The sequence below is a fragment of the Streptomyces glaucus genome, assembly GCF_039533365.1.
GTDB classification, from domain to species: Bacteria; Actinomycetota; Actinomycetes; order Streptomycetales; family Streptomycetaceae; genus Streptomyces; species Streptomyces glaucus.
Window position 1 is genome coordinate 42,482 of sequence record NZ_BAAATK010000021.1, and the last position, 20,735, is coordinate 63,216.

The following is a 20,735-nucleotide window of genomic DNA, read 5'->3' on the forward strand; positions in this document are numbered from 1 at the left end:
TGCACTGCCTACAAAGACGGAGGACCGATGGCGTTCGGCTGGATCGACGAACAGGCGGAACTGCGCCGCCGCGCCGGGCTCGTGCGGACCCTGCGTCCCCGTCCCGCCGACTCGCCGCTGCTCGATCTGGCCGGCAACGACTACCTGGGCCTCGCCCGCCATCCCGAGGTCGCCGAGGCCGCGGCCCGGGCCGCGCGGACCTGGGGCGGCGGCGCCACCGGCTCCCGGCTGGTCACCGGCAGCACCGAACTGCACCAGGAGCTGGAGCGCGAACTGGCCGGATTCTGCGGCTTCGAGGCGGCCCTCGTCTTCTCCTCGGGATACGCGGCCAACCTCGCGGCGGTCACCGCGCTCGCGCCGCACGGCTCGCTGATCGTCTCCGACGCGGGCAACCACGCCTCGCTGATCGACGGCTGCCGGCTGGCCCGCGGCACCACACAGGTCGTCGCGCACGCCGATCCGGACGCGGTGCGCAAGGCCCTCGGCGCGCACGACGGGCCCGCGATCGCCGTGTCCGACACGGTGTTCTCGGTGGACGGCGACGCGGCCCCGCTCGCCGCGCTCGCCGGGGCGTGCCGCCGGCACGGCGCGGGACTGGTCGTGGACGACGCCCACGGCCTGGGCGTCCTCGGCGACGGCGGCCGCGGCGCCCCGCACGCGGCGGGGCCCGCGGGCGCCGACGACGTCGTCGTCACGGTCACGTTGTCCAAGTCGCTCGGCAGCCAGGGCGGGGCCGTGCTCGGCCCCGCCCGGGTGATCGACCACATGGTCAACGCGGCCCGGACGTTCATCTTCGACACGGGCCTCGCCCCCGCGGCGGCGGGCGCGGCGCTGGCCGCCCTTCGGATCCTGCGCCGCGAGCCGGAGCGCGCGGCGCGGGTGCGCGCGGTGGCGAGCGCGCTGCACGCTCGCCTGACCGCGGCGGGTCTGGCAGCGGTGCGTCCGGACGCCGCGGTGGTCTCCGTGCGCGCGCCTTCCCCGGAGGGGGCCGTGCGGTGGGCGGCCGACTGCCGTGCGGCGGGCCTGTCCGTGGGCTGCTTCCGTCCTCCTTCCGTGCCCGACGGCGTCTCACGGCTCAGGCTGACCGCCCGCGCGGACCTCTCCGGGGAGCAGATCGAACGCGCTGTGCAGGTGATCGGCGAAACGCGACCATGAGTCGGCGTGACACGGTCGTGTCTCGCACGATGCGGAATGTGATTGATTTTGACCGAGATTGATCGGTCTCAATCGATCAACTTCCGTCGTTGATCAGATGCGATGTACTCCGGCCGTGAAGTCCGCCCAGCTGTCGGGGGAGAAGAGCAGTGCGGGCCCGGCCGGGTTCTTGGAGTCGCGCACGGCGAGCAGTCCGGCGAGCGGGCCGGCCCCGGGCCGGGCCGTCTCGACGCAGTTGTTCGCTCCCGTGCTGTAGCTGCTGCGCAGCCACCGCACGCCGTGCAGTTCGGAGGGGAGGGTGATGGTGCGAGGCAGTGCGGACATGGTGCCTCCTTACGCGCCGGCAGCTATCCCGGCGATGTAATCCAACGAGTCCTCGGGGGAAAGGGCGTGGATCCGAAGGGCGTCGAAGGCCTCGGTGTAGGCCTCCAGGTCTTCTTTCCGCTCGAGATAGAGACTACTCGTCAAATGGTCAAGAACAACCACGTCCAGATCAGAAGTGCTCGAAAATGAGAAGATAACGAAAGAGCCGGTGACGCCGATGTGCGCCCCGGCCCCGAACGGCAGCACCTGCAACCGCACTTGGGGCAGGCGCGCCGCCTCCACCAGCCGGGTCAGCTGACGGGTCATCACGCCGGGCCCGCCGACCTCCCGGCGCAGCACCGCCTCGTCGAGGACGGCGCTGAGCCTGAGCGGCGGATCCGCGCGCAGCACGTCCTGCCGGGCCAGCCGCACCTCCACCAGCGTGTCGAGCCGGTCCTCCGACAGCCCGTCCACCGCGGCCCGCGTCACCGCCCGGGCGTACTCCGACGTCTGCAGCAATCCGGGCACGACGGTGGTCTCCAGCGTGCGCATCGCCGTGGCCTGGGACTCCAGGCTGATGAAGTCCCGGTAGGTCGGCGGCAGCACCCCCCGGTACGCGTGCCACCAGTGGTGCCGGCCGCCCCCGGCGTCGGAGCCGGCCAGGACCAGCAGCAGGTCCCGCAACTGGGCGTCCCGCACTGCGTAGGCGTCCAGGAGCAGGCGCACATCGGCCGGCTTCACCCCGCTCGTGCCGGTCTCGATCCGGCTCACCTTCGACTGGTGCCACCCCACCAGGCGAGCCGCCTCACCACTGGTGAGCCCCGCCGCGGCGCGCAGCGCACGCAATTCGGCACCCAGTTTCCGGCGGCGCACCGCGGGACCGTGCTGCATGGGCTCCTCCTTACCCCCTCCGCGCCGCCCCCGTCCGGTCCCGCGCCGCAGACTTCACCGTATCGGGCGACAGATATATGCATATCTCGATGGATCGCCGTCCTCACCGGCCCGGTGATGGCACTCTGACGGCGAGGCACCAGTCCGGGACCGTACTCGAACCATCCGCTGTCGTGTCGGACCGCGGTCCCGGGGGAAAGGGACGACGCCGCCATGGCAGACCATCTGGAAGCATCCGTCACTCTGCCGAGCGAGCCCGCCTCGGTCTCCGCGGCCCGCGCCCATGTGGCCGGCACGCTCCTGGAGTGGGGTCTGCCGGCGGACGCGGACATGGCCGACACCGTCCGCCTCATCGTCTCCGAACTCGCCACCAACGCCGTTCAGCACACCCTCGGCCGGTCGCCCACCTTCACCGTGGCCCTCGCCCTCGATCCGGACGGCCGGCTGCGCATCGAGGTCACCGACGCTCACCCGCGCTTCCCGAAACGACTGCCCGCCGCCGTCCAGCAGGACAACGGCCGCGGAATGGTGATCGTCCGCTGGCTGACGGCGGAGCACGGCGGCCGGCTGACCGTCCGGCCGACCCGCGAGGGCGGCAAGACGGTCTCCGTCGAACTGCCGTGGCAGGTTCCGGCCGAGCCCCTCCCGACCGCGGGCCGGCAGGAGCCGTAGCGGTCACGCGACCGCCCGGCGCACTCCGCCAGGGGACCGGCAGGCGCCGCCGGCCGGGGCGCCGGGGCGGTCACCGGGACCAGCTCCCGCACCCGGTCCGGCGCCCCGACGGCGAACGGCGGATCGTGGTCAGGACCGCCCCGGGTGCCGCGCCGGCGGCACCCGGGGCGGCACCGCTGCACGGTCCCGGGGAGCCGGCCGGGTGTCGGCAGGCCCCCGGCGCCCGTCCGGGCCCCCGCGCCGGACCAGCAGGGGCAGCAGCCCCCACAGGCCGAGGCACACCAGGAGGGTCGCCGCACCGGCGGCCAGCCCGCCGGTCCGGCTCGTCGTCACGTCCACCACGAGCGTCACCGACCCGGTGAACGCGAACACCAGCACGCCCAGGCCGACCGTGGCGAGCCGTGCGGACACCTGCACGACACGGGGCTTGGCGCCCTTCTGGAAGAGCGAGCGGTGCAGGGCGGCTGGTGCCGTGAAGAGCGCGGCCGAGAGGACCGCGAGCAGCAGCGTGGCGACGTACACGGCACGCTGGACGGAGTCGAGGTCCTCGAAGCGCTCGGTGAAGGCCAGCGACAGCAGGAAGGCGAACAGGATCTGCACGCCGGTCTGGGTGACACGCAGCTCCTGGAGCAGTTCACCGAAGTTGCGGTCCGCGCGTTCCAGCGGCGTCTCGTTGCGTGCGGTGCAGGGACGGTGGTCGGCCATGGCGCCACGGGTAACCACGTGGACCCGCGTCACGCCCCGAGGGGGCGGCGGCGCCCCGACGCGCCGCCGCCCCGCCGGAAGGGTCAGCTCACCCGGCCGTACCAGACGCTCTTGGTCCAGATCTTCTGCAGGCGCACCACGTCCCCGGTCTTCGGGGCGTGCCAGATCTTGCCGCTGCCGGCGTAGATGCCGACGTGGTAGACGTTCGAGCCCGAGTGGAAGAACACCAGGTCCCCGGCCTTGCGGCTCTTGGCGGAGATGTGGCGGGTCTTGTTGTACTGCTGGGCCGCCGTGCGCGGCAGCTTCTTGCCGGCCTTCTTGAACGAGTACAGCGTCAGCCCGGAGCAGTCGAACCGGGACGGCCCGGTGGCGCCCCACTTGTACGGGGAGCCCTTCTTGGAAGCCGCCACCTGGAGCGCCTTCGTCGCCGGACTCGCCGCCGCCGCTTCGGAGGCGACCCCCGGGACCGCGATCGAGCCGCCCACGGCGGCGATGGTCAGGGCCGAGGCCGTACCGGCCCGGGCCATGAGCGACGGGACACGATTGAGCGCAGTCATGCGCAACCCTTCGTCAGCCGCCTGTGAAGGATGACCTGTCGGATTCGGGCTGGCGAAGTTGCCCGGCCGCTGACGCGGCTTCACCCCAAGGGCTGCTCGGCCCGGCGTCTCCCGTGCGGGGACGGCCGTTCCGGCGACCCGTCGTGCTTGGGTCCTCCACTCCTGCCGATCCACTCCTGTCGACCGGTCGTCCGGACGGCGGCAGGACTCGGCGTCCGCCCGGACCGCCCCGCCGCGGTGGCGGGGGCTTGTCGTCAGACAGGGATCTTGGCGCATGGATGTCCGAAAATCCCAATGGAACCGGGGATTTGTGTTGTTACTCACCACTCGCCCGTTCGGGTGGACAGGTGTGCGTCCGAGTCTCTGTCAAGACCGCCCGCACCCCCTCGGACCAGCGAAGAAACCCCCCATTCCACCCTCGGGACGCGGCTGTTGCGCAACCTCGAAGGCCCCGAAACAGCAGGGCTGCGTACGCCGATAGGAGGTAAGCCGTTCAGCCGGTTTCCACGGCGGTCCGGGACGCTCCGCCGCCGGGCGGGCGGCCCGGACCGGGCGCGGCGTGCCTCAACTGTCGGAGCGCGGCGGCAGGGTGACGCGCGCCGTGCGGCGCTCGCCGTCCAGCACCCGAAGCGCCCGCGCCAGCGTGCGGGCGTGCAGTTCGTGCTCGCCGCGGTGGTGCATCAGCGCGAGCGCGTCACGCAGTGCGGTGGCCTTGCCGACCAGCGCCTGGGCGGCGCGCAGTCCGCGGTAGGTGTCGCCGTGGCGCGCCGGGTTGATCCGGCCGAGCAGATCGACCACGTCGAGGTAACGGTCGATCAACTCGGCCTCGGCGCCGGTGAGCGCGGGCAGCGGTGGCGGTTCCGGCGGCAGCATCGGCGCCTCACCTCCCGCCGGGCGCGGCGTGCGCGGCCCTGCGGCCGGGGACGACACGGTCCACCGGCCCGTACTCCAGGGTGCCTTGCGCGTCCAGGGCCATGTCCCGCTCGATGTCGGCGCCGACCTGCTCCGGGGTGCGTCCGGTATGGGCGGCGAGCATCTCCTCCGGGCGGGCCCGGACGCGCGCCAATTCCTCGGCCCGGACGGCCAGGTCGCTCACCCGTCCCTCGGCCGGCTCCGGCAGCGCGGGTCGGCGGAGCACCAGCCGCGCGCCCGGCAGGACGGACCGCTTGCCCGGCGTGCCGGCGGCCGGCAGCACCGCCGCGACGGGGCCGGCCTGCCCCGGGCGGACCGTCGCCACGTCGCAGCCGACGTACCGCATCGTGTCGTAGAGGGCCGACGTTGCGCCGAACGAGCCGCCGGGGGAGTTCAGACAGAGGGAGATGTCCCGGTCCGGGGCCTGGTGCTCCAGGAGCATGAACCGGGCTGTCGCGTCGTTGGCCGCGGTGTCGTCGATCCGCGTCCCCAGGAAGACGATCCGTTCCTCCAGCAGCTTCGCGTACGGGTCCAGCGTCCTGGTCCCGAAGCCGGTGCGCTCGGTGGACTCGGGCAGGACGTGACGGGCGGACGGTCGGATCATGGCCGATCCCTCCTCGTGGCGGAGCCGTCTCCGGCACAGGTGTCCCCGGCGGAGACGTCTCCGCCGGGGCTGTCTGTAAAAAATGTACAGGACGTACGTAGCGTTATGATGGGGCATGGCCTACGAGATTCCGGTGACGCAAGCCAGGGCTGAGCTCGCCGATCTGATCAACCGCGTGGTCTACGGCGGCGAGCGCGTCGTCGTGACCCGGCACGGCAAGCCCCTCGTCGCCCTGGTCTCCGCCGCCGACCTGGAGCGGCTCGAACAGCTCCGGGAGCTCACCGAGGAGGAGGCGGTCGGCGCGGTCTCCACCGTCCGCGAGGTCGCGTCCGCCCCCCGCGAACGCCGGCGGTTCGGCGTCGCGGCGGAACACCGGGGGCCCACGGCCTCGTAGCGGGCCGCCCGGCGGGAGAGGACCGCGCGCCCCGTCCGCCGCGGCGGGGGCGCCGTCGTCCCGCCGGACCCCGCGGCCCGGCGGCCCGTCCTCGGCCCCGCCCGGTCGGCGTGCCGCGGGACGGCCCGCGGGCGCCGGCGGGGGAGTCCGCACCGGACCGGGGAACGGGCGGGCCACCGCGCGGTTAACGTGCCCGAAACCCGCCCCGACTAGCCTGCCCCCTCACGCCACCAGGGACTTTGCCCCGGGGCTGCGGCGACCGGACCCCGCACGGTCCGGAGCGAGACGGTGAGGTGGGACGTGCGACTGACCCCGCACGAGCAGGAGCGGCTGCTCATCCATGTGGCTGCCGACGTGGCCGAGAAGCGCCGGGCCCGCGGTCTGAGACTGAATCACCCGGAGGCGGTCGCGCTCATCACGTCGCACCTCCTCGAAGGCGCGCGGGACGGCCGCACCGTCGCCGAGCTCATGGCCTCCGGGCGCACGCTGCTCACCCGGGACGACGTGCTGGAGGGCGTCCCGGAGATGATCCACGACGTGCAGGTCGAGGCGACCTTCCCGGACGGCACCAAGCTCGTCACCGTCCACGAGCCGATCGTCTGAGGGGGCGCGGTGATCCCCGGAGAGATCCTGTTCGCCGACGGGCCGATCGCCTGCAACGAGGGCCGCGAGGTCACCCGGCTGACCGTCCTGAACGCGGCCGACCGGCCCGTCCAGGTCGGCTCCCACTACCACTTCGCCGAGGCCAACCCCGGTCTGGAGTTCGACCGCGCCGCCGCGCGCGGCAAGCGGCTGAACGTGGCCGCCGGCACCGCCGTGCGCTTCGAGCCCGGGATCCCCGTCGACGTCGAACTCGTCCCGCTCGCCGGCGCCCGCGTGGTGCCGGGGCTGCGCGGGGAGACCGGAGGTGCCCTCGATGCCTGAGATCCCGCGTGCCGTCTACGCCGACCTGTTCGGCCCGACCACCGGCGACCGCATCCGGCTCGCCGACACCGACCTGCTGATCGAGATCGAGGAGGATCGTTCCGGCGGGCCCGGGCGCGCCGGGGACGAGGCCGTGTTCGGCGGCGGCAAGGTGATCCGCGAGTCCATGGGCCAGTCCCGGGCGACGCGCGCGGACGGCACCCCGGACACGGTGGTCACCGGTGCGGTGATCGTCGACCACTGGGGCGTCGTCAAGGCCGACATCGGCATCCGCGACGGCCGGATCACCGGCATCGGCAAGGCGGGCAACCCCGACACCATGGACGGGGTCCATCCGGACCTGGTCATCGGACCGGAGACGGAGATCATCGCGGGCAACGGGCGGATCCTGACGGCCGGCGCCATCGACGCGCACGTCCACTTCATCTGCCCGCAGATCGCCGACGAGGCACTCGCCGCCGGCATCACCACCCTGGTCGGCGGCGGCACCGGACCGGCCGAGGGTTCCAAGGCGACCACCGTGACGCCCGGCCCCTGGCACCTGGCCCGGATGCTGGCGGCGATGGAGGCCTACCCGCTCAACGTCGGCTTCCTCGGCAAGGGCAACACCGTCTCCCACGAGGCGATGCTGTCGCAGATCCGGGGCGGCGCGCTCGGCCTGAAACTGCACGAGGACTGGGGCTCCACCCCGGCCGTCATCGACGCCTCGCTGACCGTCGCCGAACAGACCGGCATCCAGGTCGCGATCCACACGGACACGCTGAACGAGGCCGGGTTCGTCGGTGACACGCTGGCCGCGATCGCCGGGCGGGGCATCCACGCGTACCACACCGAGGGCGCGGGCGGCGGGCACGCGCCGGACATCATGACCGTGGTCTCCGAGCCGCACGTGCTGCCCAGCTCCACCAACCCGACCCGGCCGTTCACCGTCAACACCGCCGAGGAGCACCTCGACATGCTGATGGTGTGCCACCACCTCAACCCGGCCGTGCCCGAGGACCTGGCGTTCGCGGAGTCCCGGATCCGGCCCTCGACGATCGGCGCGGAGGACGTCCTCCACGACCTGGGCGCCATCTCCATCATCTCGTCCGACTCCCAGGCCATGGGCCGGGTGGGCGAGGTCGTGCTGCGGACCTGGCAGACGGCCCACGCGATGAAGCGGCGCCGGGGAGCGCTGCCGGGCGACGGGCGGGCGGACAACCGCCGGGTGCGGCGCTACGTCGCCAAGTACACGATCAACCCCGCCCTCGCGCAGGGCCTCGCCCGGGAGATCGGCTCCGTCGAGACCGGCAAACTCGCCGACCTGGTGCTGTGGGAGCCGGCGTTCTTCGGCGTCAAGCCGCACCTCGTCCTCAAGGGCGGGCAGATCGCGTACGCGCAGATGGGCGATGCCAACGCGTCCATCCCGACGCCGCAGCCGGTCCTGCCCCGGCCGATGTACGGGGCGGTCGGCCGGGCGCCGGCCGCGAACTCGGTCAACTTCGTGGCGCCGCTCGCCGTCGAGGACGGGCTGCCGGAGCGGCTGGGCCTGGGCAAGCGGTTCGTGGCCATCGAGTCGACCCGGGGCGTGACGAAGGCCGACATGCGGGAGAACGACGCGCGGCCCGACGTGCGGATCGACCCCGACAGCTTCGCCGTGCACATCGACGGGGAGCTCGTCGAGGCGGTCCCGGCCGCCGAACTGCCCATGGCCCAGCGGTACTTCCTCTTCTGAGGAGCGGCCGGATGACACGCACGGCACTTCTGGTCCTGGCCGACGGCCGCTTCCCGGCCGGGGGCCACGCGCACTCCGGCGGGGCCGAGGCCGCCGTCCGGGCCGGGCGCGTCACCGGGGCGGCGAGTCTGGAGGACTTCTGCCGGGGCCGGTTGCACACGGCCGGGCTGGTCGCGGCCGGGCTGGCCGCGGCGGCCGCGCTGGGGGCCGACCCGGCGGAGCTGGACGCCGCCGCGGACGCGCGGACACCGTCGCCCGCGTTGCGCGTCGCCGCGCGCCGACTGGGGCGGCAGCTGACGCGGGCCGCTCGCGCGACCTGGCCGTCACCGGAACTGGACGCCCTGGCGCGGGCGTTCCCCAAGGGGGCGCACCAGCCGGTGGTGCTCGGGCTCGCGGCCCGGGCGGCCGGGCTGGAGGCCGTGGACGCGGCGCACTGCGCGGCGTACGAGAGCGTGAGCGGGCCGGCGGCGGCGACGGTGCGGTTGCTGAGCCTGGACCCCTTCGACGCCACCGCGGTGCTGGCCCGGCTGGCGCCGGAGACGGACCGCGTGGCCGACCGGGCGGTGGCGGCGGCGCGGCGGGTGGCCGGCGAGGGGACCGACGCGCTGCCCGCGGGATCCGCGCCGCTGCTGGAGATCGGGGCGGAGGCGCACGCGGGATGGCCGGTGCGGCTGTTCGCGTCGTAGCGGGCCCCGCCCCGCCGTTCCCGCCCCCGCCCCCACCCGCCCCGGGGCCCCGCCCCCGCATCCCCGTGCGGGGTCTCGCCCCGCATCCCGCCGGGGGCTTCGCCCCCTGTTCCCCTCACGGACCGAACGGCCGTGACCGCGAACGCCGGACGGGCCGGAAGGGCCCGTGGGCTGGCTGTGAAGGAGCCTCCTCATGCACCTCGACCACTCCCCCGACGGCCCCGCCGCCGTCAGCGCCGACGCCCGCCGCCCCGACGGCGGCCGCCGGGCGCTGCGGATCGGGCTCGGCGGGCCCGTCGGATCCGGGAAGACCGCCACCGTCGCCGCGCTCTGCCGGGCGCTGCGCGACGAGTTGTCGCTCGCCGTCGTCACCAACGACATCTACACGCGCGAGGACGCCGAGTTCCTGCTGCGCGAGGCCGTGCTGCCGCCCGAGCGGATCACCGCCGTGGAGACGGGGGCCTGCCCGCACACCGCGATCCGGGACGACATCTCCGCCAACCTGGAGGCGGTGGAGGACCTGGAGGACGAGACCGGACCGCTGGACCTGATCCTCGTCGAGTCCGGCGGGGACAACCTCACCGCCACCTTCTCCAAGGGGCTCGTCGACGCGCAGATCTTCGTGATCGACGTCGCCGGCGGCGACGACATCCCGCGCAAGGGCGGACCCGGTGTCACCACGGCCGACCTGCTCGTCGTCAACAAGACCGACCTCGCGCCGCACGTCGGCTCCGACCTAGGGCGGATGGCCGCCGACGCCAAGGCGCAGCGGGGCGGGCTGCCGGTCGTGTTCCAGTCGCTCAGGGGCGAAACCGGTGTGCGGGACGTCGCCGACTGGGTGCGGGCGCGGCTTGCCGCGTGGGCCGCATGACCGGGACCCGGGTACGGGCCACCGCGCGGATCCGCGCGGTGCCCGACGGCCGGGGCGGCACCGCCCTGCCCGTGCTGGAGAGCGACGGGCCGCTGGCGCTGCGGCGGACCCGGGGCAGCGGCGCCGGGGCGCGGGTCATGCTGGTCGGGGCCATGAGCGGCCCGCTGGGCGGCGACCGGTTCACGGTGGCGGCGGACGTCGGCGACGGGGCCCGGCTCGACGTCGGCTCGGCCGCCGCCACCCTCGCGCTGCCGGGGCAGACCAGGGGCGAGGCCCGCTACGACGTACGGCTCACCGTCGCCGGCGGCGGCGAACTGTGCTGGCTGCCGGAGCAGTTGGTCTCCGTACGGGGCAGCGACCTGTACGTCACGACCCGCGCCGACCTGGCCGCGGGCGCCCGGCTCGTGCTGCGCGAGGAGCAGGTGCTCGGGCGGGCCCACGAGGAACCCGGACGGCTCACCAGCCGGCTCGCCGTGCGGATCGCGGGACGGTGCGTCCTCGACCAGGAGCTGGCCTGCGGGCCCGGCGCGCCGGGCGGCTGGGACGGGCCCGCCGTGCTGGCCGGGCACCGTGCCGTCGGCCAGCTCGTCGTCGTACGGCCGGAGTTCGCCGGGCGGCCGGCGGCGGCGCGGGTGCTGGGGGAGGGCGCGGCGGTCGTCCCGCTGGCCGGGCCCGCCGCCCTGGTGACCGCGGTGGCGCCGGACGCGCTGCGGCTGCGGCGACTGCTCGACGAGGCCCTGGCCCTTCTCTCCCCTGCTCCGCCGACCGAACGCTGAACTCCGGTTGTCGGACCGGCACAGAAGCCCGGCCGCCTGTGTGCTCGGCCGACGCACAACCGCGAGGATCCCCCGTGCTCACGTCAACGACACTCCGGGAGGACCCTCCTGAGAGGGAGTGGACCGAAGCGGCGGGTGACGGCGCTCGGTTCGGCGGGTGCGCTGGTCACCGCCACGCTGATGGCCGGCGCCGTCACGCCCCGAGCCAGGCGTCCTCGGCCGCGTAGTCGAACAGGTCGCCGTAGGCATGGAACATCTTCGGGTACGCCTCCCGCCAGTCCCGCCCGGCGAGCCGGCCCTCGATCCACGCGACCGTCTCCGGCAGGGTCTGCGCGTACCGGACCACCGGCCGGTAGCCCAGCTCCCGCTCCGCGGCCGACATGTCGCACACCACGTCCGCCGGCACCGACCACGGGGTGTCGCCCACACCGGGCGCGGGCGGCGGGCCGTCCACCAGCACGGTGTCCGTCTCCACGCCCATCACGGCGTCGATCTCCGCCGCGATCTCCGCCACCGTCGGCGCCTCGGGATCGACCGCGTTGAGGACGCGGCTGCCCGGCCGCGCGGCGGCCAGCCGGATCAGCTCCGCGAGGGTGTGGACGCTCGCCGGGTGGAAGCGGCTCCTGCCGCCGAAGGCGAGGACCCGCCGCCTGCGGCCGTCCAGGTTGCGCTTGACGAAGTACAGCTCGCGCGGGGTCCGGCAGTGCGGCCCGTGGACCGCGCCCGCCCGCAGCAGCGTCGTCGGCAGCCGGTCGCCCGCGGCCAGCAGCTCACGCTCCAGGGCCGCCTTGCGGGTGCTGTACGAGGTGTCGCCGGGGCGGATCGTGCGCTGCTGCTCCGTGACCGGCACGGGGTAGTGGGGGAAACCGTCCGGTTCGTCCTGCGTGTCGAAGGTGCGTCCCGCGCCGTCCTCGTAGACCGCCACGCTGGAGATCACCACGGCCGAGCCGACGCGGCCGGCCAGCGAGGTCAGCTGCCGCGCGTGCGCCGCCGAGAAGGCGACCATGTCCACCAGCACCTCGCAGCCGTCGCCGACCACGGCGGCGAGCGCCGCGCCGTCCTCCCGGTCGGCCCGCGCCACCCGCACGCCGTCCGGCCAGTCCGCGTCCCGGCCGCCGCCCCGCGAGACGGCCGTGACCTCCCAGCCGTCCCGGGCCAGCGCGCCCACGGCCACCCGCCCGATCTGTCCCGTCGCCCCGATCACCACAGCACGTCCCATGCCGTGACCGTACGGTCACCGGCGCGCCGGTTCCAGGCGGTTCTGCCGAGGGCAGAGATCAGCTCAGCGGCATCCGGGGGAACCTGCGCTCCCTCGCGGCGGCCTGCTTCTCCTTGACGACGGCCGCGTACTCGTCGACGTACTCCTGCCCCGACAGCGACAGGATCGCGTACATGATCTCGTCGGTGACCGCGCGCAGGACCGTCCTGTCGTCCTCCAGGCCGGCGTAGCGGGAGAAGTCCAGCGGCTCGCCGAAGCGGATCGTCACGGGGCGGACGCGGGGCACGACCCTGCCCGGCGGCTGCGCCTCGAAGGTGCCGATCATCGCGCACGGCACCACCGGCACCCCGGCCTTCAGCGCCATCACCGCGACGCCGACCTTGCCCTTGTAGAGCCGGCCGTCGTGCGAGCGGGTGCCCTCCGGGTAGATGCCGAGCAGTTCGCCCCTGCGCAGCACGCCGAGCCCCTCGCGGATCGCCGCCCGGCCCGCCTCCTTGCCGGAACGGTCGACCGGGATCTGCCCGGCGCCGCGGAAGAAGGCCGCGGTCAGCCGGCCCCTGAGGCCGGGGCCGGTGAAATACTCGGCCTTCGCGAGGAAGGTGATGCGCCGTCCGAGGACCGCGGGCATCAGGAAGTGGTCCGAGAACGACAGGTGGTTGCCGGCGACGATGGCCGGGCCCGACGACGGGACGTTGTCCAGGCCCTCGATCCGCGGGCGGAAGACCAGTCTCAGCAACGGGCCCAGCAGCACGTACTTCAGCAGGTGGTAGAACAAGGCCTCGCTCCTCACTCGAGCGCCGCGTCCGCGCGGCTCACCCGTGGGCCCGGCGGGGTGCAAGTGTAGGTGCGGGGCAGGCCGGCCGGAACCGGGCCGGGTAGGCTCCCGGACATGCGGATCGCCGTTTCCTCGGACATGGACGAACCCGTGGCCCGCCTCCTCGTCGAGGAGTTGCGCGGACGCGGCCACGACGTACGGACGCACGGGGCGCTGCGCCCCGGGGCGGACCCCCGGTGGGCCGCGTGCACGGAGACGGCCGCCCGGGAGGTCGCCGCCGGGACGGCCGACCAGGCGGTGGTGTGCTGCTGGACCGGGACGGGCGCGTCGATCGCCGCGAACAAGGTGCCGGGCGTACGGGCGGCGCTGTGCACCGACGCCTACACGGCGGACGGCGCCCGCCGCTGGAACGACGCCAACGTCCTCGCCCTCAGCCTGCGGCTGACCTCCGGGCCGCTGCTGAAGGAGATCCTCGACGCCTGGTTCGCCGGCGGGCCCAGCGACGACGCCGAGGACCGGGAGAACGTCGAGCACGTGGCACGGCTCGACCGGGACCGGGCCGCCGGACGCGCGGACGGCGCGGCGCAGCCGGACGGGCCGCGGCCGCCCCGCGACGCGGGCTGAGACCGCGGCCGTTCCGCGCGCCGACGGGCCGGCGCCGGGCACCGGGCCGCTCCGCGGCTCAGGCCCTCTCCGCGAGTCCTTCGGCGAGGACCTTCTCCAGCGTCTCGAGCGCCCCCCGAAGCTCCTCGGCCGTGATCGTCAGCGGCGGGGCCAGGCGGATGGTGGAACCGTGGGTGTCCTTGACCAGGATGCCCTCCCGCATCAGCCGTTCGCTGACCGCGCGGCCGGTGCCGAGCACCGGGTCGACGTCGACGCCCGCCCACAGGCCCCGCGCGCGGAAGCCGACGACGCCCTTGCCGACGAGCGCCGTCAGGCCCTCCCTCAGCACCTCGCCCAGCTCGGCGGCGCGCCGCTGGAACACGCCGGTCTCCAGCAGCTCCACCACCGCCGTGCCGACCGCCGCCGCCAGCGGGTTGCCGCCGAACGTCGAGCCGTGCTCGCCCGGGTGCAGCACCCCGAGCACCTCCCGGCGCGCCACCACCGCCGACACCGGGACGATGCCGCCGCCCAGCGCCTTGCCCAGCAGCACGACGTCCGGGACGACCGACTCGTGCTCCACGGCGAGCGTGCGCCCGGTGCGGCCCAGGCCCGACTGGATCTCGTCCGCCACGAACAGGCAGCCCGCGCGGCGGGTCAGCTCCCGCACCCCGGCCAGGTAGCCGTCGTCCGGGACGACGACGCCCGCCTCGCCCTGGACGGGCTCGATGAGCACGGCCGCCGTCGTGTCGTCGACGGCCGCCTCCAGCGCGGCCAGGTCGTTGTACGGCACGATCCGGAAGCCCGGCGCGAAGGGGCCGAAACCGGCCCGCGCCGTCTCGTCCGTCGAGAAGCCGACGATCGTCGTCGTGCGGCCGTGGAAGTTGTCCGCCGCGACCACGATCGTCGCCCGGTCGGCCGGGACGCCCTTGACGTCGTACGCCCACTTGCGGGCCACCTTGATGCCGCTCTCCACGGCCTCCGCGCCGGTGTTCATGGGCAGCACCATGTCCTGGCCGGTCAGCGCGGCCAGCCGTTCGGCGAACCCGGCGAGCCGGTCGTTGTGGAAGGCGCGCGAGGTGAGGGTGAGCCGGTCCAGCTGGCGGTGGGCCGCCTCGATCAGCGCCGGGTGCCGGTGGCCGAAGTTGAGCGCCGAGTACCCGGCCAGCATGTCCAGGTAGCGGCGGCCCTCCACGTCCTCCACCCAGGCGCCCTCGGCACGGGAGACCACCACGGGCAGCGGATGGTAGTTGTGCGCGAGGACCGGCTCCTCCGCCCGGATCAGCTCGTCGGAGGTACGGGTGCGGGCGGGTGCGGTCATGAGCGGTTCTCCCGGATCTCCTGGGTGCAGCACTTGATGCCGCCGCCGGCCTTGTGGAACTCGGACAGGTCGACGGGGACGGGGACGTAGCCGCGGTCGGCCACCTGGCCGGCCAGGGCCGTCGCCCCCGGCGAGAGGAAGACGTGACGTCCGTCGGAGACGGCGTTGAGGCCGAACGCCAGCGCGTCCTCGCGGGTGGCGATCACCGCGTCCGGGTACAGCCGGGCGAGCACCTCACGGCTGCCGGGCGAGAACGCCCCGGGGTAGTAGGCGACGTTCCCGTCGCCCTCGTCGTCGAGGACGAACAGCGCCGTGTCCAGGTGGTAGAAGTACGGGTCCACCAGCGTCAGGCCGATCACCGGGACGCCGAAGAACTCCTGCGCCTCCCGGTGGGCCTCGGGGGTCGTGCGGAAGCCGGTCCCGGCGAGGATCCAGCGGCCCGCCGGCACCAGGTCGCCCTCGCCCTCGCAGACCGATCCGGGCCGGTGGACCTCGAAACCCGCCTGCTTGAACCAGGCCTCGTACGGGAGGGACTCGGCGCGGCGCTCGGGCGCGTGGAACAGCGAGCCGAGGACCCGCCCCTCCAGCACGACCGCCGCGTTGGCGGCGAAGACCATGTCCGGCAGCCCGGGCACGGGCGCCACGGTCTCGACGGTGTGCCCGTGGGCGCGGTAGGCGTCGACCAGCGCCCGCCACTGGTCCAGGGCGCGGATGACGTCGACGGACCGGCCGGGATCCATCCAGGGGTTGATCGCGTAGTGCACGGCGAAGTGTCTGGGTTCGCAGACGAGGAAGCGCCGCCGGCGCGGGACACGGGAGTCGGGCACAGAGGGGTTCCTCCGCTTCCTGACGGTGCGTGACGAGGGGTGACACCACGGTAGGAAGCGAGCGAGACGGGCGACAAGCGACGAAAGCTGCGTGTCGGCGCAGGAACGCTGCGTCGTCGCCCGGATCAGCGCAGGTCTGCTGCGTCGTCCGGGGCGGCGTGGCTGGCTCCGGCCTCCGGGCTGTCCGGGATCAGATGGGACAGCACCATCACGCTGATCGTCTTGCGGATGAACGGCTCCGCGCGGATCCGCTCCAGCACCTCCTCGAAGTGCTGCACGTCCCGCGCCCGCACGTGCAGCAGCGCGTCGGCGCCGCCGGTCACCGTCATCGCCGCCGTGATCTCCGGATGGTTGCGCACCACCTTCGCCAGCCGCCGGGGCGGGGCCGCGCCCTCGCAGTACACCTCCACGTACGCCTCGGTGCGCCAGCCCAGCGCCGACGGCTTCACCGTGGCCGTGAACCCGGTGATCACCCCGGTCTCCCGCAGCCGGTCCACCCGGCGCTTGACCGCCGTCGCGGACAGCCCGACCTCCGCGCCGATCTCGGCGAAGCTGGTCCTGGCGTTCGCCATCAACGCGGTGACGATCTTCCGGTCGAGCTCGTCGAACGGCGCGGGCCTGCTGTCCATGCGGGCACTGTATCCACCCCGCCCCCGCCACCGTACCCAGCGGAAACGTCCACGCCGATCCCGTGTCCAGGCGTACGGATTCCACCTACACTCCACGTTCATGCTGCGCGCTCTGGCCGTCGACGACGAACGCCCCTCACTGGAGGAACTGCTCTACCTGCTCAACGCCGACCCGCGCATCGGCAGCGCGGAAGGCGCCGGCGACGCGACCGGGGCGCTGCGCCGCATCAACCGCGCGCTGGAGTCCGGGCCGCACGGGCCGGAGGCGATCGACGTGGTCTTCCTCGACATCCAGATGCCCGGCCTGGACGGCCTCGACCTCGCCCGGCTGCTCACCGGGTTCGCCCGGCCGCCGCTGGTCGTGTTCGTCACCGCGCACGAGGACTTCGCCGTGCAGGCCTTCGACCTCAAGGCCGTGGACTACGTCCTCAAGCCGGTCCGCAGGGAACGCCTGGCCGAGGCCGTGCGACGCGCCGCCGAGCTGCGCGGCACCGCCCCGCGCGTCCCCGTGCACGAGCCCGACCCGGACCACATCCCCGTCGAGCTCGGCGGCGTGACCCGCTTCGTCGCGGTCGACGACATCACCCACGTCGAGGCGCAGGGCGACTACGCCCGCCTGCACACCGACAAGGGCAGCCACCTCGTCCGCATCCCGCTGTCCACCCTGGAGGAGCGCTGGCGCTCCCGCGGCTTCGTCCGCATCCACCGCCGCCACCTGGTCGCCCTGCGCCACATCGACGAGCTCCGGCTGGACGCGGGCGCGGTCAGCGTGCTGGTCGGCTCCGAGGAACTCCAGGTCAGCCGCCGCCACGCCCGCGAGCTGCGGGACCTGCTCATGAGGAGGCCCTGACGGTGCCGAACCAGGACCCCGCCGAACGCCGCGTCGTCGTCACCGGCCCGCCCCGCCGCGCCCTTCCCCACGCCCGGCTCCGCTCGCGCGGGCGGTACCCCCACGCCTTCGGCTACTACCGGCCCCGCACCGAGATCGACGAGCAGACCACGCTCGGCCACACCTACGTCCGCTCCCTGATGCGCACCCAGCTGCGCGCCGCCCTCGCCGTCCTTGCGGTCCTCGGGCTGCTGGTCGGCCCGCTGCCGCTGCTGTTCGCGGCGCTGCCCGGCGCCCGCCGCCTGGAATGGGCCGTCCTCGGCTTCTGCCTGTACGCCCCGCTCGTCCTCCTCGCCCGCTGGTACGTACGCCGCGCCGAGCGCAACGAACGCGACTTCGTGCGCCTCGTCGAGGACCGCTGAATCCCGGACGGCCACGACCGATGAACTCCAGCTACGCAGTCCCCGCCGTCGCCCTCGTCGTCGTGGCGACCGTCCTCGTCGGCGCGTTCGGCCTGCGCATCTCCCGCACCACCTCCGACTTCTACGTCGCCTCCCGCACCGTCGGCCCCCGCCTGAACGCCGCCGCCATCAGCGGCGAGTACCTCTCCGCCGCCTCCTTCCTCGGCATCGCCGGCCTGGTGCTGGTGCAGGGCCCGGACATGCTCTGGTACCCGGTCGGCTACACCGCCGGCTACCTGGTGCTGCTGCTGTTCGTCGCCGCCCCGCTGCGCCGCTCCGGCGCCTACACCCTGCCCGACTTCGCCGAGGCCCGGCTCGCCTCCCCGGCGGTGCGGCGGCTGGCGGGGGCGTTCGTCGTCGGCGTCGGCTGGCTGTACCTGCTGCCGCAGCTCCAGGGCGCGGGGCTGACCCTGACCGTGCTCACCGGGGCGCCCGCCTGGCTCGGCGGGGTGATCGTCGCCGTCGTGGTCACCGCGATCGTCGCCGCCGGCGGCATGCGCAGCATCACCTTCGTGCAGGCCTTCCAGTACTGGCTGAAACTCACCGCCCTGCTGGTCCCCGCGCTCTTCCTGCTCCTGGCCTGGCGGGGCGACGGAGCCCCCCGGCACGCCTTCGAGGAACCGGCGGCCTTCCGCGAGCAGCGGTCCGTCCACGTCGGCGACAGCCTCGACCTGAGGCTGGAGCGGCCCCTGACCGTCACCGTCAGCGGCACGGTCGACGGCCGCGCCCACCAGGACACCCGGCTGAGCCTGCCCGCCGGCACCCACCGCATCGAGGCCGGCACCCGCCTCACCTTCGACCGGGGCACCCCGGTCCCGGCAGCCGAACGCACCGGGGGGAACCTGCTGCCCTCACAGGCCGAGAGCCGCGAGGAACGCCCGCTGTACGCCACGTACGGGCTGATCATCGCCACCTTCCTCGGCACCATGGGGCTGCCGCACGTCGTGGTCCGCTTCTACACCAGCCCGCACGGCGTCGCCGCCCGCCGCACCACCGTCGCGGTGCTGGGCCTGACCGGCGCCTTCTACCTCCTGCCGCCCCTGTACGGCGCCCTGGGCCGCCTCTACGCCCCCGAGCTCACCCTCACCGGCGACGCGGACGCCGCCGTCCTGCTGCTGCCCGACCGCATGATCGGGGGAGTGGGCGGCGACCTGCTCGGCGCGCTGGTCGCCGGCGGCGCCTTCGCCGCGTTCCTGTCCACCGCCTCCGGGCTGACCATGGCCGTGGCGGGCGTCCTCACCCAGGACGTCCTGCCCGCGCGCGGCGTCCGGCACTTCCGGCTCGGCACGGTGCTCGCCATGGCCGTCCCCCTCGCGGCGAGCTTCCTCGTCGGCGGGCTGCCGGTCGCCGACGCCGTCGGGCTCGCCTTCGCCGTGTCCGCGTCGTCGTTCTGCCCGCTGCTCGTCCTCGGCATCTGGTGGCGGCGCCTGACCCCGCCCGGCGCCGCCGCCGGGATGCTGGTGGGCGGCGGCTCCGCGCTGCTGGCCGTCGCCGCGACCATGGCGGGCCTCCCCGGCGGCGGGGCGCTGCACGCGCTGCTCGCCTGGCCCGCGCTGTGGTCGGTGCCGCTGGGCTTCCTGACCATGGCGCTGGTGTCCCTGGCCACCCCGGGCCGGGTGCCGGCCGGGACCGGGGCGATCCTGGCCCGCTTCCACCTGCCGGAGGAACTGCGGACGGAGACGACGGCATGAGCGGCTTCCTGGCCGGCCTGTGCGTGGCCGCGCTCCCGCTGCTGGCCGCCGGTTTCTGGCTGGGCCGCCGCACGGCCCGGCCCGCCGGCCTCGCCGGGCTCGGCACCCCCGTCGAGCACGCCACCTTCCAGACCCTGCACACCGCCTCCCTGGCCGCGCCCCCGCTCCGGGCGGGCCTGACGGAGGAGACCGCCCGCAAGGCGGCCCGCAAGCTGCGCTCCCTGCTCGGCACCGACGCGCTGTGCCTGACGGACCTCAAGGAGGTCCTGGTCTGGGACGGGGCGGGCGCCCACCACCGTGCGGAGATCATGGAGCGCCTGGCCGGGCCGCTGGAGACCGGCCGCGGCGAGGCGTTCCGGCTCGCCTGCGACACCCCCGACTGCGCGGTCCGCTGGGCCGTCGTCACCCCGCTCACCGTCGACGACCGGGTGCACGGCGCCCTCGTGGCCTGCGCGCCCCGCGAGTCCGCCGTCCTGGTCCGGGCCGCCGGCGAGGTGGCCCGCTGGGTCTCCGTCCAGCTCGAACTCGCCGACCTCGACCAGTCCCGCACCCGCCTCATCGAGGCCGAGATCAAGGCCCTGCGCGCCCAGATCTCCCCGCACTTCATCTTCAACTCGCTCGCGGTGATCGCCTCCTTCGTCCGCACCGACCCCGAGCGCGCCCGCGAGCTGCTGCTGGAGTTCGCCGACTTCACCCGCTACTCGTTCCGCCGGCACGGCGACTTCACCACCCTGGCCGACGAGCTCCACGCCATCGACCACTACCTGGCGCTGGTCCGGGCCCGCTTCGGCGACCGCCTGGCCGTCACCCTGCAGATCGCCCCCGAGGTGCTGCCGGTCGCCCTGCCCTTCCTGTGCCTGCAGCCGCTCGTGGAGAACGCCGTCAAGCACGGCCTGGAGGGCAGGGCCGACACGTGCCGCATCCAGATCACCGCGCAGGACGCGGGCGCCGAGGCCCTGGTCGTCATCGAGGACGACGGCGCCGGGATGGACCCCGTCCTGCTGCGCCGCATCCTCGCCCGCGAGGTCAGCCCCTCGGGCGGCATCGGGCTGTCCAACGTCGACGACCGGCTCCGCCAGGTCTACGGCGACGACTACGGCCTCGTCATCGAGACCGCCGTCGGCGCGGGCATGAGGATCACCGTCCGGCTGCCGAAGTACCAGCCGGGCGTGCACTCGGCGGGACGGCTCACCCGGGAGTGAGCCGCCGGACGCCGCGG

The 20,735-nt window shown here is 74.3% G+C and carries 25 protein-coding genes; 14 read left to right on the plus strand and 11 right to left on the minus strand.

Annotation, left to right across the window (positions count from 1 at the left end):
• Positions 1-27 precede the first annotated feature (27 nt).
• Positions 28-1,155: an 8-amino-7-oxononanoate synthase gene (locus tag ABD363_RS17450; RefSeq protein WP_344604476.1), complete on the plus strand. Its 1,128-nt coding sequence runs from the start codon at positions 28-30 to the stop codon at positions 1,153-1,155.
• Between the two features lie 93 nt (positions 1,156-1,248).
• Here the strand turns inward: ABD363_RS17450 and ABD363_RS17455 are convergent, their stop codons facing one another.
• Together ABD363_RS17455 and ABD363_RS17460 are read right to left on the minus strand one after the other, a co-directional pair.
• Positions 1,249-1,479 (minus strand): DUF397 domain-containing protein, encoded by a 231-nt coding sequence (locus ABD363_RS17455; RefSeq protein WP_344604478.1) that lies wholly within the window; start codon positions 1,477-1,479, stop codon positions 1,249-1,251.
• A gap of 9 nt (positions 1,480-1,488) precedes the next feature.
• A complete protein-coding gene (locus tag ABD363_RS17460) occupies positions 1,489-2,349 on the minus strand; it encodes a helix-turn-helix domain-containing protein (RefSeq protein WP_344604480.1) in 861 nt (286 codons plus the stop codon).
• Positions 2,350-2,562: 213 nt separating this feature from the next.
• Here ABD363_RS17460 and ABD363_RS17465 point away from each other — a divergent pair, with 213 nt between their 5' ends.
• Entirely contained in the window at positions 2,563-3,021 is a 459-nt protein-coding gene (locus tag ABD363_RS17465; protein ID WP_344604482.1) for an ATP-binding protein, read from the plus strand.
• Positions 3,022-3,150: 129 nt separating this feature from the next.
• Here the strand turns inward: ABD363_RS17465 and ABD363_RS17470 are convergent, their stop codons facing one another.
• The 4 genes from ABD363_RS17470 to ABD363_RS17485 form a co-directional block, all read right to left on the minus strand.
• Positions 3,151-3,726 carry a DUF6328 family protein gene (locus tag ABD363_RS17470; RefSeq protein ID WP_344604484.1) on the minus strand — a complete coding sequence of 192 codons (576 nt, stop codon included), beginning with the start codon at positions 3,724-3,726 and terminating at the stop codon, positions 3,151-3,153.
• A gap of 83 nt (positions 3,727-3,809) precedes the next feature.
• Positions 3,810-4,283, minus strand: a complete 474-nt coding sequence (locus ABD363_RS17475; RefSeq protein ID WP_344604485.1) for a C40 family peptidase — start codon at positions 4,281-4,283, stop codon at positions 3,810-3,812.
• A 564-nt stretch (positions 4,284-4,847) separates the two neighbouring features.
• A complete protein-coding gene (locus ABD363_RS17480; RefSeq protein ID WP_344604486.1) occupies positions 4,848-5,156 on the minus strand; it encodes a hypothetical protein in 309 nt (102 codons plus the stop codon).
• 7 nt (positions 5,157-5,163) lie between these two features.
• Positions 5,164-5,799, minus strand: coding sequence for an ATP-dependent Clp protease proteolytic subunit (locus ABD363_RS17485; RefSeq protein WP_344604488.1), 636 nt, complete (start codon positions 5,797-5,799; stop codon positions 5,164-5,166).
• 115 nt (positions 5,800-5,914) lie between these two features.
• Here ABD363_RS17485 and ABD363_RS17490 point away from each other — a divergent pair, with 115 nt between their 5' ends.
• The 7 genes from ABD363_RS17490 to ABD363_RS17520 all read left to right on the plus strand — a co-directional run bounded on the left by ABD363_RS17490 (position 5,915) and on the right by ABD363_RS17520 (position 11,164).
• Entirely contained in the window at positions 5,915-6,193 is a 279-nt protein-coding gene (locus tag ABD363_RS17490; RefSeq protein WP_344604490.1) for a type II toxin-antitoxin system Phd/YefM family antitoxin, read from the plus strand.
• 300 nt (positions 6,194-6,493) lie between these two features.
• Positions 6,494-6,796, plus strand: coding sequence for an urease subunit gamma (locus ABD363_RS17495; RefSeq protein ID WP_344604492.1), 303 nt, complete (start codon positions 6,494-6,496; stop codon positions 6,794-6,796).
• 9 nt (positions 6,797-6,805) lie between these two features.
• The gene (locus tag ABD363_RS17500) at positions 6,806-7,117 is read left to right on the plus strand and encodes an urease subunit beta (RefSeq protein ID WP_344604494.1); all 312 of its coding nucleotides are present in this window, start codon (positions 6,806-6,808) and stop codon (positions 7,115-7,117) included.
• Positions 7,110-8,831 carry an urease subunit alpha gene (locus tag ABD363_RS17505; RefSeq protein WP_344604496.1) on the plus strand — a complete coding sequence of 574 codons (1,722 nt, stop codon included), beginning with the start codon at positions 7,110-7,112 and terminating at the stop codon, positions 8,829-8,831. The genes ABD363_RS17500 and ABD363_RS17505 overlap by 8 nt, the downstream gene beginning before the upstream one ends.
• 11 nt (positions 8,832-8,842) lie before the next feature.
• Complete coding sequence (locus ABD363_RS17510) at positions 8,843-9,517, plus strand: urease accessory protein UreF (RefSeq protein WP_344604498.1); 675 nt, start codon at positions 8,843-8,845, stop codon at positions 9,515-9,517.
• Positions 9,518-9,710: 193 nt separating this feature from the next.
• Positions 9,711-10,388, plus strand: a complete 678-nt coding sequence (ureG, locus tag ABD363_RS17515; protein ID WP_344604500.1) for an urease accessory protein UreG — start codon at positions 9,711-9,713, stop codon at positions 10,386-10,388.
• A complete protein-coding gene (locus tag ABD363_RS17520) occupies positions 10,385-11,164 on the plus strand; it encodes an urease accessory protein UreD (protein WP_344604502.1) in 780 nt (259 codons plus the stop codon). The genes ureG and ABD363_RS17520 overlap by 4 nt, the downstream gene beginning before the upstream one ends.
• A gap of 193 nt (positions 11,165-11,357) precedes the next feature.
• Here ABD363_RS17520 and ABD363_RS17525 read toward each other — a convergent pair whose 3' ends face one another.
• The gene (locus ABD363_RS17525) at positions 11,358-12,371 is read right to left on the minus strand and encodes an NAD-dependent epimerase/dehydratase family protein (protein ID WP_344604616.1); all 1,014 of its coding nucleotides are present in this window, start codon (positions 12,369-12,371) and stop codon (positions 11,358-11,360) included.
• Positions 12,372-12,441: 70 nt separating this feature from the next.
• Positions 12,442-13,158, minus strand: a complete 717-nt coding sequence (locus ABD363_RS17530; RefSeq protein ID WP_344604504.1) for a lysophospholipid acyltransferase family protein — start codon at positions 13,156-13,158, stop codon at positions 12,442-12,444.
• A 114-nt stretch (positions 13,159-13,272) separates the two neighbouring features.
• On the opposite strand from ABD363_RS17530, the gene ABD363_RS17535 reads away from it, so the two are divergent.
• A complete protein-coding gene (locus tag ABD363_RS17535; RefSeq protein WP_344604506.1) occupies positions 13,273-13,782 on the plus strand; it encodes an RpiB/LacA/LacB family sugar-phosphate isomerase in 510 nt (169 codons plus the stop codon).
• Between the two features lie 58 nt (positions 13,783-13,840).
• On the opposite strand, the gene rocD is transcribed toward ABD363_RS17535, so the two are convergent.
• The 3 genes from rocD to ABD363_RS17550 all read right to left on the minus strand — a co-directional run bounded on the left by rocD (position 13,841) and on the right by ABD363_RS17550 (position 16,535).
• On the minus strand, positions 13,841-15,079 hold the full coding sequence (rocD, locus tag ABD363_RS17540) for an ornithine--oxo-acid transaminase (protein ID WP_344604508.1): 1,239 nt from the start codon (positions 15,077-15,079) through the stop codon (positions 13,841-13,843).
• Complete coding sequence (gene ddaH, locus ABD363_RS17545; RefSeq protein WP_344604510.1) at positions 15,076-15,906, minus strand: dimethylargininase; 831 nt, start codon at positions 15,904-15,906, stop codon at positions 15,076-15,078. The genes rocD and ddaH overlap by 4 nt, the downstream gene beginning before the upstream one ends.
• 125 nt (positions 15,907-16,031) lie before the next feature.
• On the minus strand, positions 16,032-16,535 hold the full coding sequence (locus ABD363_RS17550) for an Lrp/AsnC family transcriptional regulator (RefSeq protein ID WP_344604512.1): 504 nt from the start codon (positions 16,533-16,535) through the stop codon (positions 16,032-16,034).
• A gap of 100 nt (positions 16,536-16,635) precedes the next feature.
• Here ABD363_RS17550 and ABD363_RS17555 point away from each other — a divergent pair, with 100 nt between their 5' ends.
• From ABD363_RS17555 to ABD363_RS17570, 4 genes are read left to right on the plus strand one after another with little or no spacing between them, the layout of a single operon-like run.
• Complete coding sequence (locus ABD363_RS17555) at positions 16,636-17,385, plus strand: LytR/AlgR family response regulator transcription factor (protein WP_344604514.1); 750 nt, start codon at positions 16,636-16,638, stop codon at positions 17,383-17,385.
• A gap of 2 nt (positions 17,386-17,387) precedes the next feature.
• Positions 17,388-17,786, plus strand: a complete 399-nt coding sequence (locus tag ABD363_RS17560; protein ID WP_344604516.1) for a hypothetical protein — start codon at positions 17,388-17,390, stop codon at positions 17,784-17,786.
• A gap of 20 nt (positions 17,787-17,806) precedes the next feature.
• On the plus strand, positions 17,807-19,516 hold the full coding sequence (locus tag ABD363_RS17565; protein ID WP_344604517.1) for a sodium/solute symporter: 1,710 nt from the start codon (positions 17,807-17,809) through the stop codon (positions 19,514-19,516).
• A complete protein-coding gene (locus ABD363_RS17570; RefSeq protein ID WP_344604519.1) occupies positions 19,513-20,718 on the plus strand; it encodes a sensor histidine kinase in 1,206 nt (401 codons plus the stop codon). Before ABD363_RS17565 ends, ABD363_RS17570 begins: the two co-directional genes overlap by 4 nt.
• The last annotated feature ends 17 nt before the right edge of the window (positions 20,719-20,735 follow it).